Source organism: Streptomyces sp. NPDC087270 (genome assembly GCF_044744625.1).
Lineage (GTDB): Bacteria > Actinomycetota > Actinomycetes > Streptomycetales > Streptomycetaceae > Actinacidiphila.
On the sequence record NZ_JBIUYR010000009.1, the window covers coordinates 212,043 to 225,096 of the forward strand.

The window sequence follows — 13,054 nt, forward strand, 5'->3', positions numbered from 1 at the left end:
CACAGCCCATGAAGCAAGCAGGTGCGCGGGTGCCGGGGGACGCGGTTCGGCCGACGGGCCGCCGCGATCCTGCCGCCCCGACAGGAGCGCTCCTCAACAGTAGGCCGCGACGGCGCGCCGCGGGCACCGATCGGCCGTCAATGCTTCAGTGCGCCCCGGTGGGTTCGCGCCCGAACTCCCCCGTCTGATATAGGCCGATCGGGTGACATGTGGTCCTAGGTCAGTCTGATTCGCCGTCGGATGCCGTGCCTGGGGCGGGATCGGACGGCGTGTCGGCGGGCGGCGCCGGATCATCGGCTGCCGGTTCCGGGTCGGACGCCTGCTCCGGGTCGGACGCCGGCTCCGGCTCCGGCGGGTTCACCGCCACCGCGCGGGCCGCGTCGGCACCCTGTTCGAGGAGGACCCCGAAGCCGGCCTCGTCGAGGATCGGGACCTTCAGCTGGACCGCCTTGTCGTACTTCGACCCAGGGTTGTCGCCGACCACCACGAAGTGCGTCTTCTTGGAGACCGCGCTGGTGACCTTCGCGCCGCGGCCGCCCAGTTCGTCCTTCGCGCCGTCGCGGGTGTGCCCGGTGAGCGTGCCGGTCACCACCACGGTCAGCCCCTCCAGGGGCCTGGGGCCCTCGTCGGAACCCTCCTCGGTGAACTTCACGCCGGCCGCGCGCCACTTCTCGATGATCTCCAGGTGCCAGTCCACCGCGAACCACTGCTTGAGCGAGGCGGCGATGGTCGGCCCGACCCCGTCGACCGCGGCCAGCTCGGCCTCCTCGGCGTTCTTGATCCGGTCCAGGTCGCGGAACTCGCGGGCCAGCGCCTCGGCGGCCACCGGGCCGACGTGGCGGATGGACAGGCCGGTGATCACCCGGGCCAGCGGGCGCTCCTTGGCGGCCGCGATGTTCTCCAGCATGGACAGCGCGTTCTTCTTCGGCTCGCCCTTCTGGTTGGCGAAGAAGGTGACGACCTTCTCCTCGCCGGTCTCCGGGTCGCGCTTGGGCAGCCCGCTGTCCTGGTCCAGGACGTAGGAGCGGATCGGCAGCAGGCGCTCGATGTCGAGGTCGAAGAGGTCGCCCTCGTCGGCCATCGGCGGCTGGTCGGGGGCGAGCGGCTGGGTGAGCGCGGTCGCCGCGACGTATCCGAGCGCTTCGATGTCCAGGCAGCGGCGGCCGGCGAGGTAGAAGATCCGCTCGCGCAACTGGGCCGGGCAGCGCCGCGCGTTGGGGCAGCGCAGGTCGATGTCGCCTTCCTTCATGGGCTGGAGGGCGGTGCCGCACTCGGGGCACTCGGCGGGCATCGCGAACTCCCGCTCGCTGCCGTCCCGCAGGTCCGCCACCGGGCCCAGGATCTCCGGGATGACGTCGCCGGCCTTGCGCAGCACCACGGTGTCGCCGATCAGGGCGCCCTTCTTCTTCACCACCTCCTGGTTGTGCAGGGTGGCGAACTCGACCTCGGAGCCGGCCACGGTGACAGGTTCGACCACTGCGTACGGCGTCACCCGGCCGGTGCGGCCGACGCCGACCCGGATGTCCACGAGCTTGGTGTTGACCTCCTCCGGGGCGTACTTCCAGGCGATGGCCCAGCGCGGGGCGCGCGAGGTGGAGCCGAGCCGGCCCTGGAGCGGGATCTCGTCCACCTTGACGACGACGCCGTCGATCTCGTGCTCGACGTCGTGGCGGTGCTCGCCGTAGTACGCGATGAACTCGCGGACGGCGGCCAGCGAGTCGACCACCTTGTTGTAGCGGGCGGTGGGCAGGCCCCACTCGTGGAGGAGGGCGTAGGCGTGCGACTGGCAGTCGATGTCGAAGCCCTCGCGGGCGCCGATGCCGTGCACCACCATCCGCAGCGGGCGGGTGGCGGTGATCCGGGGGTCCTTCTGGCGCAGCGAGCCGGCCGCGGCGTTCCGCGGGTTGGCGAACGGCTTGTCGCCGCCTTCGACCAGCCGGGCGTTGAGCTCCTCGAACTTCTCGCCGGGGAAGTAGACCTCGCCGCGGATCTCGACCAGGGCGGGCACCCGGTCGCCGGCCAGCCGGTCGGGGATGTCGGCGATGGTCCGGACGTTGGGCGTGATGTCCTCGCCGGTGCGGCCGTCGCCGCGGGTGGCGGCGCGGGTGAGCCGGCCGTGTTCGTACGTCAGGTTGACCGCGAGGCCGTCGACCTTCAGCTCGCACAGGAAGTGGTACGGGCTGCGGGTGTTGTCCGGCGGGCCCAGCTCGGCCGCGACCCGGTCGGCCCAGGTGGTCAACTCCTCGTCGCTGAAGGCGTTGTCCAGCGAGAGCAGGCGCTCGCGGTGCTGGACCGAGGTGAACTCGGTCGCGTAGGCGCCCGCGACCTTCTGGGTGGGCGAGTCGGGGGTGCGCAGCGCCGGGTGCTGCTCCTCGATCGCCTCCAGCCGGCGCAGCAGCCGGTCGAACTCGGCGTCGCTGACGACCGGTGCGTCGTTCACGTAGTAACGGAAGCGGTGCTCCTCGACCTGCTCGGCCAGGCGCGCGTGCTCCTCACGGGCCTCGGCGGGGATGTCCGCCCGGCCGGCCTCCTGCTCGGCTGCCACGTCCGTGTCCCTCCTACCAATCGGGCCGCAAGCGGCCGCACTCCGGCGTCACTCTGGGTTGTCGACGAGCGAGCGTGCCGCCCTCGCGCAGTGCACGAGCGCGGCACGGGCATAGGCCGGTGAGGCCCCCGCCAGACCGCAGGACGGGGTGATGGCGACGGAGGACCCCAACGCCCCCGGTGCCAGTCCCAACCTGCGCCACAGCGCCCGAACACCACTGACGCTACCCGCTGGGTCTGACAACGGGGCATCCGTGCCCGGCACGACACCCGCGAAGAGCGCGGTGCCGGCCTCCACGGCCTCGCCGAACGCGTCCCAGTCACGCTCGGTGAGCAGGTCGAAGTCGAAGGAGACCCCGGCGACCCCGGCCCGGCGCAGCAGCGCGAACGGCACGTCGGGGGCGCAGGAGTGGACGCTGACGGCGGCGCCGGCCGCTCCCGCCGCGTCGACCAGGTCCCGCAGCGCGCCCTCGACGACCGCGCGGTCCACCGCGCGGTGGGTGCGGTAGCCGCTGGCGGTCCTGACCTCGCCGCGCAGCACCGCGGTGATGCCCGGCTCGTCCAGTTGCAGCAGGAGGGCGGCGCCCGGCACGCGGCGGCGGACGTCCGCGAGGTGCGCGGTCAGGCCCTCCGCGAGGGACGCGGTCAGGTCGCGCACCGCGCCGGGGTCGCGCAGCGCCGCCTCGCCGTTGTGCAGTTCGACGGCCGAGGCGAGCGTCCACGGGCCGACCGCCTGGATCTTCAACGGGCCCTGGTGTCCTTGCGTGAACTCCTCCAGCGCGTCCAGGTCCTCGCCCAGCCATGACCTGGCCCGCTTGGTGTCGCGCCCCGGGCGGTCCCCGAACCTCCAGCCGCTGGGCTCCACCCGCGCGTACAGCTCCACCAGCAGGCCGAGGGTGCGGCCGATCATGTCCGCGCCCGGGCCGCGGGCCGGCAGCTCGGGCAGGTACGGCAGCGCGCCGACGGCCTCCGTGGCCACCCGGGCGGATTCTCGCGCGTCTCCCCCCGGCATCGAGCCCACGCCTGTCGCGGCGCCCTCGGGCAGGGTGAAACGTTCGCTGGTCTCGGTGGTCGCCTCGGTGCTCACGGTGGCAGCGTAGACGGCTCCCCGCCGCCGGGGTTCGCGTGCCCGCCCGGGGGACCTCTCACCGCCCCGGGGCCTCGTGCCGTGCGGGGGACCGAAGCACCGCGCGGGACCGCTTACCGCTTACCGCGCGGGACCGCCTACCGCGCGGGGCGCAGCGTCACGTCGGGGATCGTGGCGTCGCGCGGGAGGTCGAGGACGGAGAGAACCGTCGTGGCGACGGACTCGGGGTCGATCCAGCGCGAGGGGTCGTAGGACCTGCCCTCCTGCTGGTGGACCTTCTGCTGCATGGGGGTGGCGGTCCGCCCGGGATACACGGTGGTGACGCGTACGCCGTGCTCCTGCTCCTCCGCGCGGAGCGAGTCCGCGAGGGCCCTGAGCCCGTGCTTGCTCGCGGCGTACGCGCTCCACTCGGCGTGTGCCTGGAGCCCGGCGCCGGAGTTGACGAGGACCACGGTGCCCCGGGAGAGCCGCAGTTGGGGCAGCAGCAGCCGGGTGAGTTCGGCGGGCGCGACGAGGTTCACCGCGAGGGTGTGCTCCCACAGCTTCGGGGTGAGGTCGCCGACCGGTCCGAGGTCGACGGTGCCGGCGCTGTGCAGCAGGGAGTCCAGCCGGTCCGGGAGCGCCTGCTTCTCCAGCGCCCAGGACAGCCGGGCCGGGACCGCGAGGTCGCCGACGAGGGTCCGCGCGCCGGGGAACGCGTCGGCCAGTTGCCGGGCCCGGCCCGCGTCGCGGGCCAGCAGCCACAGTTCGTCGCCGCGGGCCAGCAGCTTGCGGGCCACCGCCGCGCCGATCCCGGACCCGGCACCGGTGACGAGGTGGACGCTCACGCGTGCTCCTGGAGGTAGGCCAGCGCGTCGGCGCCGTCGTCGGAGAAGTGCACCAGCTCGGAGAGCGGCAGGGGCAGGAAGCCCTCCTCCTCCATCCTGCGGAACTGCGCGGCCAACCCGTCGTAGAAACCCGCGCTGTTGAGCAGGACCACCGGTTTGGCGTGCAGTCCGTGCTTCTTCAGCTCCAGGATCTCCGTCGCCTCGTCGAGCGTGCCGGTGCCGCCGACCATCACCACGATCGCGTCGGAGCGGCGCAGCAGTTCGGCCTTGCGGGTGGCGAGGTCCGGTGCGATCACCATCTCGTCGGCGCCGGCGCGGGCCTTGGCGCGCAGGAACTCGACGGAGACGCCGACCAGCCGCCCGCCGGCCTGCTGCACACCGTCGGCGACGACCTTCATCAGGCCGGACTCCGAGCCGCCCCAGACCAGCGTGTGGCCGGCCCTGCCGAGCAGGTCGGCGAACTCCCGGGCGGGCGCGGTGTAGCGGTCGGGCAGGTCGGCGGCGGAGAGGAACACGCAGATGTTGAGCGGGCGGGTCGGCCGCGGCCCGGCGGCACCGGTGGCGGCAGCCGTGGCCGTGCCGGCAGTGGTGCCCGTGCCGGCCGCGGTGCCGGGTGCCGCACCGGTCACGACGCCGGTCGCCGTGTCGGCCGCGGGGGTACCCACGGGAGTGGTCGCGGAGTCGTTCGCGGAGCTGGTCACAGAGTCCACCACGGGATCGGTCGTCGGGTCGGTCATGCGGTGCGTCCGGCGGCGGCCGGGGCGGGCCGGTTCCGGCCACGGTCCCGGTCACGATCGCGGTCGGTGGTGGCGATCGTCGCCGAGCCGACGACGCGGGTGCCGTCGTAGAGCACGACCGCCTGGCCCGGGGCGATGCCGCGCATCGACTGGGCGAAGGCGACGTGCAGGGTGCCGTCGAGGAGTTCGGCGGTGGCGGTCACCTCCTCGCCGTGGGCGCGCAACTGCGCGGTGTACGCGGCCCGGCCGGTGGGCGGGGTGCCGCACCAGCGCGGGCGGATCGCGGTGAGCGCGGTCACGTCGAGCGCCTCGGCGGGGCCGACGGTGACGGTGTTGTCCACCGGCGAGATGTCCAGGACGTAGCGCGGCTTGCCGTCGTCGGCGGGGACGCCGAGCCGCAGGCCCTTGCGCTGGCCGACGGTGAAGCCGTACGCGCCGGTGTGGGTGCCGACCACCGCGCCGCTCTCGTCGACGATCTCGCCCTCGCGGGTGCCGAGCCGCTGGGCGAGGAAGCCCTGGGTGTCGCCGTCGGCGATGAAGCAGATGTCGTGGCTGTCGGGCTTGCGGGCCACCGCGAGGCCGCGGCGCTCGGCTTCGGCGCGGATCTCGTCCTTGGTGGCCGCGGTGTCGCCGAGCGGGAACATCGCGTGGGCGAGCTGCCGCTGGTCCAGGACGCCGAGGACGTAGCTCTGGTCCTTGGCGACGTCGCCGGAGCGGTGCAGCTCGCGGCTGCCGTCGGGGGCGGTGCGCACGGCGGCGTAGTGGCCGGTGCAGACCGCGTCGAAGCCGAGGGCGAGGGCCTTGTCGAGGAGCGCGGCGAACTTGATCTTCTCGTTGCAGCGCAGGCACGGGTTGGGGGTGCGGCCGGCCGCGTACTCGGCGACGAAGTCGTCCACCACGTCCTCGCGGAAGCGGTCGGCGAGGTCCCATACGTAGAAGGGGATGCCGATCACGTCGGCGGCGCGCCGGGCGTCCCGGGAGTCCTCCAGCGTGCAGCAGCCGCGGGCACCGGTACGGAAGCTCTGCGGGTTCGCGGACAGGGCGAGGTGCACCCCGGTCACGTCGTGGCCCGCCTCGGCGGCCCGGGCGGCCGCGACCGCGGAGTCGACGCCGCCGCTCATCGCTGCCAGCACGCGGAGCCGCTGGCGCGGGGGCTCAGTCGGGAAATCGGTCACCCGACCAGGGTAACGGCCCGCCCTCCCCCGCCCGCCCCTGCTTTTCCGGCGCGCGCTCGGCCGGCGCTCGGCCGGTCTCAGCCCGCGCCGTCCGGACCTGCCTCGCCGTCCCGGCCCGCCTCGCCGCCGTCCCGGTCGTCGTGCAACGCGCCGACACAGCGGCCGAGCAGGTCCTTGAGCGCGGCGCGCTCCTGGGGCGTGAGCGCGTCGGACATCCGGCGCTCGATACGTACGGCCCGCTCGTCGGCACGGTCGAGAAGCGCCGCTCCTTCGTCGGTGAGGCGGGTCTCCAGCACCTTCTGGTGCCAAGGGTGCGCCGTTCTGGTCACCAGCCCCCGCTCTTCGAGGGTCTTCAGGACGGCGGTCATCGCCTGCGGTGTGACCAGGCAGGCCCGAGCCAGCGCGGCACCCGAGATACCGGGGCTGCCCGAGAGGGCGAACAGCGCGGCGTACTGCGCGACGGTGAGGTCGAGCGGCTTCAGGGCGGCGCCCTTCGCGGCCATCAGGACCTGCTCCGCGCGCTTGATGTCCAGCCCGAGCCGCTCGCCTTCTGGCAGTCCCATACCGCCCATCGTACAGATGTGAACTGATGACAAGGCTTGAAGATGTATCAATGCCTTGATATATCTCAGGACATGAATATCCCAGTCGCACACACGGACCCGCGCCCCCTGCACGGCAAGGTGGTCCTCGTCACCGGTGCCACCCAGGGCATGGGCCGGGACCTCGCCCGCCATCTCGCCGGCGACGGCGCGACCCTCCTGCTGCACGGCCGCGACCCCGGGCGGCTCCAGGAGGCGGTCGACGCCGTCCGCGCCGCCGCTCCGGGCGCGGCCGTGCGCGGCTACCTCGCCGACCTGGCGGACCTCGACCAGGTGCGGGAGATGGCCGCCCGCGTCATCGACGCGGAACCCCGCCTCGACGTGCTGGTCAACAACGCCGCGGCCGGGGGCGGCAGCGAGCCGGCCCGGCGCGACGTGAGCCGCCAGGGCCACGAACTGCGGTTCGCCGTGAACCACCTGGCGCCCTACGCGCTGATCCGCGCGCTGCTGCCGCTGCTCACCGCCTCGGCGCCCGCGCGCGTCGTCAACGTCGCCTCGATCGGCCAGACACCCGTCGACTTCGACGACGTCATGCTGGAGCGCGGCTACGAGGGGCTCGACGCGTACTGCCGGAGCAAACTCGCGATGATCATGTCCACCTTCGACCTGGCCGAGGAGCTGGCCGACCGCGGGGTCACGGTGAACGCCGTGCATCCGGCCCACCTCATGGACACCCCGGGCGTGCGCGCGTACGGCCTCACGCCGGTGGTCGGCACCGCGGAAGGGGTCGCGCCGACGGCCCGGCTGATCACCGACCCGGCCCTGGCCGGCGTCACCGGCCGCTACTTCGACCGGTTCACCGACGCGCGGGCGCACGACGAGGCGTACGACCCGGCAGCACGCGCCCGGCTCGCCGAGATCACCGAACGGCTCACCCGCGTGGACGGCGGCAGCGCCGGCGCCGGGGCCGGCCGCCGGCGTCCCGGGGAGTAGCCGGGAGCGATCTGGGAGCGGCGTCACGTGGCTTCCGGCTTCGCGTCCAAGGCGGAGGAGGGAGGCGATGCCGGGGGGACCGTCGACCGACGGCACCACAGGAGACGGCGTAGCGAGCCCGCTCCCCCACACCCCCGAGCCCTAAGCGCTCGCTCAGTTTTTGCCCGGGAGGACTGGACGGGCCGGCCATACCGCTGGGTAACATGCGGTATGGCACAGAGCACGGCCCCCGCGGCCATCGGCGACAGCGAGTTCGACCGGGACACCTCGGTCCGGGCCCGGGCGGGCGAGCCCGGGACCTACGACGCGGAGCTGTCCGAGGGGTGGACGATCGTCTCGGCGATCAACGGCGGGTACCTGCTCGCGGTGGCCGCCCGCGCGCTGCGCGAGGAACTGCCCCACCCGGACCCGCTGACGATCACCGCGCACTACCTGACCTCGGCGCAGCCCGGCCCCGCGGTGGTCCGGACGCAGACGGCGCGGGCCGGGCGGACCATGTCCACCGGGCAGGCGTCGGTCCTCCAGTACGACGAGCACGGCGACGAGGTGGAGCGGCTGCGGGTGCTGACCGCCTACGGCGACCTCGACGCGCTGACGGACGAGGTGCGGACCTCGGCGCGGCCGCCGGAGATGCCCGGGTACGACGCGTGCGTGGGCAGTGAGAGCGCCCCGGAGAACGCCCCGTTCGTCGGGTCCACCGCGATCATGGACCGGCTGGACGTACGGCTCGACCCGGCGACCGCCGGGTGGGCGGTCGGGGCGCCCTCCGGGGTCGGCGACATCCGCGGGTGGCTCGGGCTGGCGGACGGGCGCGACCACGATCCGCTGTCGCTGCTGCTCGCGGTCGACGCGCTCCCGCCGACCGCGTTCGACCTCGGGCTCAAGGGGTGGACGCCGACGCTGGAGCTCACCGTGCACGTACGGTGCCGGCCCGCGCCCGGGCCGGTGCGGATCTCTCTCACCACGCGCAACCTCGCGGGGGGACTGCTGGAGGAGGACGCGGAGGTCTGGGACAGCGCGGACCGCCTCGTCGCCCAGTCCCGCCAACTCGCGCGGGCCCCCCGGGGCTAACGGACCCGCCCGGCTGCCCCCTCGGTGATGCACGGGACCTTGCGGTCGGCGGGTGGCTCGTCGCGCCGCTCTCCCCCAGAGCTCCGCCTCGGAGGTGCCCCCACGCGCCCCGCCCCCGAGCAAGTGCGGCTTCCCACGTGCTTGCCCCGGAGGAACCCGGGCGCGTCCAGGGGCGCGGGGAACGGCGCGGCAAGCCCCCACCGGGAGGTGGCCCCCGGGACGACAGGACGGGGCCGCCGGGTGGGTCGGGGACACCCTTAGAATCGGGGGACCATGGCCTACCTCGATCACGCCGCCACGACGCCGATGCTCCCGGAGGCGGTCCGGGCGATGACCGCGCACCTGACGGTGACCGGGAACGCGTCCGCACTGCACGCAGCCGGCCGCCAGGCCCGCCGTACCGTCGAGGAGTCCCGGGAAGCGCTGGCCGCGGCGCTCGGGGCGCGGCCGAGCGAGGTGGTGTTCACCGCCGGGGGCACGGAATCGGACAACCTCGCCGTGAAGGGCCTGTTCTGGTCCCGCCGGGCGGAGGACGCGCGGCGGGTGCGGGTGCTGGCGAGCCCGGTGGAGCACCACGCGGTGCTCGACGCGGTGTACTGGCTCGCCGACCACGAGGGCGCCGTCGTGGAGTGGCTGGCGGTCGACGGACACGGCCGGGTGCGCCCGGAGGCGCTGCGGGCCGCGTTGGAGCGGGGCGCCGGTCCCGACGATGTGGCGCTGGTCACCGCGATGTGGGCGAACAACGAGGTCGGCACCATCCTGCCGGTGCCCGAACTCGCCGAGGTCGCCCGCGAGTTCGGGGTGCCGATGCACTCCGACGCGGTGCAGGCGTTCGGCCAGATCGACCTCGACTTCGCCGCCAGCGGCCTGGACGCGATGACCGTCACCGGGCACAAGGTGGGCGGCCCGTACGGCGTCGGCGCGCTGCTGCTGCGGCGCGAGGACACGCCCGTACCGCTGCTGCACGGCGGCGGGCAGGAGCGCAGCCGGTCCGGCACCCTCGACGTGCCCGCGATCGCCGCGTTCGCCGCGGCGGGCACGCTGGCGGCCGAGCGGCGCGCGCAGTTCGTCGGCCATGTCGGGGCGCTGCGCGACGAGTTGGTGCGCGGCGTCCGCGCGGCCGTACCCGACGCGGTGCTCAACGGCGACCCCTCCCCCGACGGACGGCTCGCCGGCAACGCCCACTTCACCTTCCCCGGCTGCGAGGGCGACGCGCTGCTGCTCCTCCTCGACGCCCAGGGCATCGCCTGCTCCACCGGTTCCGCGTGCACCGCGGGCGTGGCCCAGCCGAGCCATGTGCTGCTGGCCATGGGCCGTTCGGCGGCCGACGCCCGCGGCACGCTGCGCTTCTCCCTCGGGCACACCTCCACCGCCGACGAGGTGGCCGCGCTCACCGGCGCGATCGGCGGCGCGGTGGAACGCGCCCGCGCCGCCGGCCGCGCCTGACCCGCACACCGGTCCGCGCACCCGCCCGCTACGTCGTGCGCAGCGCCTCCACGCCGACGCCCTCGGGCGTCCGCGGCCCGGGCAGTCCCGGTCCGGTCCCGGCGGCGCCCGCCTTCGGGCGGCGCTTGCCGCGGCGCTCCAGCGCCTCCGCGAGCTGGGAGAGCACGGCGTTGACCACGATGTAGATCGCGGTGACGCTGAGGTAGCTCTGCAGGAAGTCGTGCGTGTAGGAGCCCAGCACCTTTCCCTGGTTGAGGAGTTCGGGGTAGCTGACGATGTAGCCGAGGGTGGTGTCCTTGAGCAGGCTGACCAGTTGGGAGACCAGCGTGGGCACCACGAGCCGGACCGCCTGCGGCAGCACCACCAGCCACATCACCTGGCGGCGCCGCATCCCGAGGGCGTAGCCGGCCTCGGACTGGCCGCGGTCCAGGGCGAGTACGCCGGCCCGGAAGATCTCGGCGAGCAGCGCGGACGTGCACAGCACCACCGGGATGACCAGCTCCCAGAAGACCGGGAAGGTGTAGCCGGCCCGCGGGATGCCCATCAGGAAGACGTACAGCACCAGCAGCAGCGGCACCGAGCGGAAGAGCTCGACGAAGCCGCCGGCCGCCAGCCGCAGCACCCGGTGCGGCGAGAGCCGGCCGAGCGCGAGCAGCGCGCCGGCCGGCAGCACGATCAGCGCGGCCATCCCGGCGGCCTTGAGGGTCCGCACCAGGCCCTGGAGCAGGAACCGCTGGTAGGGCCACTGCCCGAACGGCTGCCATCGGGCGTGGTCGAGCTGGCCGTGCCGCGCGAGCTGGTGCACGCCCAGGGCGATCAGGCCCGCGATGACCAGTACGGACAGCGCGGTGGCGAGGCGTATCCGGCGCCGGGCCCGCGGGCCGGGCGCGTCGAAGAGCACGCGGTTCGGTCCGGTCATCTGCGCACCGCCATCCGCTTCTGGAGCCGCCCGGCGAGCAGCCCGACCGCGAGGGTGATCAGCACGTAGCCGACCGTGGCGAGCAGGAACGTGGGCACCGGCTCGTCGTACTGCAGGTCCAACCACTGGGTGCGGCCGATGAGTTCGCTGACGCCGACCGCCGCGCCCAGCGACGAGGAGAGCACCACGCCGATGAACACGTTGGCGAGCGGCTGGACCATGGTGCGGAACGCCTGCGGGAGGATCACCAGGGCCAGCGACTGGCCGAAGGTCATACCGATCGCGCGGGCCGCCTCGGCCTGCCCGACCGGGACCGCGTTGATCCCGGCCCGCACCGCCTCGCAGACGTACCCGGCGAAGTACAGCGCCAGGCAGATCGCCTCGGAGGTGAACAGTGAGTAGGTGATGCCGGCGTCGGGCAGGCCGAAGACGAACAGCACCAGGAACGCCAGCAGCGGCACGTTGCGGAACACCTCGACGTAGAGGGTGCCGAGCACCCGCAGCGGGAGGATCGGGCTGACCCGCATCACCGTCAGCAGCGTGCCGAGGACGACGGCGCCGGCGAAGCCGAGCAGGGACAGCTCCAGGGTGGTGCCGAGCCCGCCGGCGAGGTAGCCGAGGTGGTGGAGGACCTCATGCATGACGGCTCGTCAGGAACCGTCGGCGGAGCCGATGGTGGGCGGCGCTGGCGGCGAACCGGCGATCTTGGTGCCGACGGTGGCCTTCCACAGCTTGGCCCACTCGCCGTCCGCGTAGATGGTCTTGAGCCACGCGTTGACGAACGCCTTCGCCTCCGGGTCGGCCTTCGGCAGCCCGATGCCGTACGGCTCCTGGGTGAACGGCTGCCCGACGACCTTGAGTTGGGGGTCGCTGACCACGTCGCCGAGCAGGATGCCCTGGTCCAGCACGTAGGCGTCGGCGCGGCCCTGCTTGACCGCGGCGACGCACTCGCCGTCCTCCTGGAAGAGCAGCGTCTTGGCCTTGGGGGCGAACTTCTTCAGGTCAAGCGCGGCGGTGGAGTTGCCCTCGGTGGCGACCGTCTTGCCGTTGAGGTCGGCCGGCTTGGTGATCGTGCTGTTGCTCGCCTTGACCAGGATCGCGTCGCCCGACTCGTAGTACGGCCCGGCGAAGGCGACCTTCTGGGCGCGCTGCGGGGTGATGGTGTAGGTGGCGAACACGGTGTCCACGGTGCCGTTCTGCAGCATCGTCTCGCGGGTGTCGACGGTGACCAGCGAGAGCTTCGTGGCGGGCTTGCCGGTGATGTACTTCGCCAGCATCTGCGACAGGCCCGCGTCGAAGCCCTCCAACTGGCCGCTGACGGGGTTGCGTTGGGAGAACATCGCGGAGGAGTCGGTGCCGCCGACCAGCAGGGTGCCGCGCTTCTTGACCTTGGCCATCCAGGAGCCGGCGGTGATCGCGGAGGCCGGCGCGACCGGGGCGGCGGCGACCACCTGCGCCTGGGTGTACGCCGACGGCTTGCCGGCGCCGGACTTGCCGCCGGGCGAGGACGGCAGCGACGAGGAGCCGCCACCGCCGCACGCGGTGAGCGCGCCGGCCAGGGCCAGCGCCGCGCCGGCGGCGGCCACCCCGCGCCTTCCGCCGCGCCCCCTGCCGCGCCCTGGGCCGCCGACACCGACGGCGCCACCACCGCCACCGCCGACGCCACGCTCGCGTCCGCGGGCCGACCGGTTGCCGTTCTTCTGGGGAATCATG

At 73.8% G+C, this 13,054-nt stretch carries 12 protein-coding genes; 3 read left to right on the forward strand and 9 right to left on the reverse strand.

Annotation, left to right across the window (positions count from 1 at the left end; genetic code table 11):
• Positions 1–220 precede the first annotated feature (220 nt).
• The 6 genes from ligA to ACIPAE_RS19860 all read right to left on the reverse strand — a co-directional run bounded on the left by ligA (position 221) and on the right by ACIPAE_RS19860 (position 6,933).
• Positions 221–2,545, reverse strand: a complete 2,325-nt coding sequence (gene ligA, locus ACIPAE_RS19835) for an NAD-dependent DNA ligase LigA (protein ID WP_402446721.1) — start codon at positions 2,543–2,545, stop codon at positions 221–223.
• Between the two features lie 48 nt (positions 2,546–2,593).
• A complete protein-coding gene (locus ACIPAE_RS19840; protein WP_329364333.1) occupies positions 2,594–3,631 on the reverse strand; it encodes a methionine synthase in 1,038 nt (345 codons plus the stop codon).
• Between the two features lie 137 nt (positions 3,632–3,768).
• A complete protein-coding gene (locus tag ACIPAE_RS19845) occupies positions 3,769–4,458 on the reverse strand; it encodes an SDR family oxidoreductase (RefSeq protein WP_402446724.1) in 690 nt (229 codons plus the stop codon).
• Positions 4,455–4,979, reverse strand: coding sequence for a TIGR00730 family Rossman fold protein (locus ACIPAE_RS19850; protein WP_328474556.1), 525 nt, complete (start codon positions 4,977–4,979; stop codon positions 4,455–4,457). The genes ACIPAE_RS19845 and ACIPAE_RS19850 overlap by 4 nt, the downstream gene beginning before the upstream one ends.
• 212 nt (positions 4,980–5,191) lie before the next feature.
• Positions 5,192–6,370, reverse strand: coding sequence for a tRNA 2-thiouridine(34) synthase MnmA (gene mnmA, locus ACIPAE_RS19855; RefSeq protein WP_402446727.1), 1,179 nt, complete (start codon positions 6,368–6,370; stop codon positions 5,192–5,194).
• Positions 6,371–6,447: 77 nt separating this feature from the next.
• Positions 6,448–6,933, reverse strand: coding sequence for a MarR family winged helix-turn-helix transcriptional regulator (locus ACIPAE_RS19860; protein WP_402446730.1), 486 nt, complete (start codon positions 6,931–6,933; stop codon positions 6,448–6,450).
• A gap of 72 nt (positions 6,934–7,005) precedes the next feature.
• On the opposite strand from ACIPAE_RS19860, the gene ACIPAE_RS19865 reads away from it, so the two are divergent.
• The 3 genes from ACIPAE_RS19865 (at position 7,006) to ACIPAE_RS19875 (ending at position 10,422) form a co-directional block, all read left to right on the forward strand.
• A complete protein-coding gene (locus tag ACIPAE_RS19865; protein ID WP_402446732.1) occupies positions 7,006–7,905 on the forward strand; it encodes an SDR family NAD(P)-dependent oxidoreductase in 900 nt (299 codons plus the stop codon).
• 210 nt (positions 7,906–8,115) lie between these two features.
• Positions 8,116–8,976 carry a thioesterase family protein gene (locus ACIPAE_RS19870; RefSeq protein ID WP_329364343.1) on the forward strand — a complete coding sequence of 287 codons (861 nt, stop codon included), beginning with the start codon at positions 8,116–8,118 and terminating at the stop codon, positions 8,974–8,976.
• A gap of 273 nt (positions 8,977–9,249) precedes the next feature.
• Positions 9,250–10,422: a cysteine desulfurase family protein gene (locus tag ACIPAE_RS19875; protein WP_402446735.1), complete on the forward strand. Its 1,173-nt coding sequence runs from the start codon at positions 9,250–9,252 to the stop codon at positions 10,420–10,422.
• A 28-nt stretch (positions 10,423–10,450) separates the two neighbouring features.
• Here the strand turns inward: ACIPAE_RS19875 and ACIPAE_RS19880 are convergent, their stop codons facing one another.
• From ACIPAE_RS19880 to ACIPAE_RS19890, 3 genes are read right to left on the reverse strand one after another with little or no spacing between them, the layout of a single operon-like run.
• Entirely contained in the window at positions 10,451–11,341 is an 891-nt protein-coding gene (locus tag ACIPAE_RS19880; RefSeq protein WP_402446738.1) for an amino acid ABC transporter permease, read from the reverse strand.
• On the reverse strand, positions 11,338–11,982 hold the full coding sequence (locus ACIPAE_RS19885) for an amino acid ABC transporter permease (protein ID WP_328469824.1): 645 nt from the start codon (positions 11,980–11,982) through the stop codon (positions 11,338–11,340). Before ACIPAE_RS19885 ends, ACIPAE_RS19880 begins: the two co-directional genes overlap by 4 nt.
• Positions 11,983–11,991: 9 nt before the next feature.
• Complete coding sequence (locus tag ACIPAE_RS19890) at positions 11,992–13,053, reverse strand: glutamate ABC transporter substrate-binding protein (RefSeq protein WP_402446741.1); 1,062 nt, start codon at positions 13,051–13,053, stop codon at positions 11,992–11,994.
• Position 13,054 lies beyond the last annotated feature (1 nt).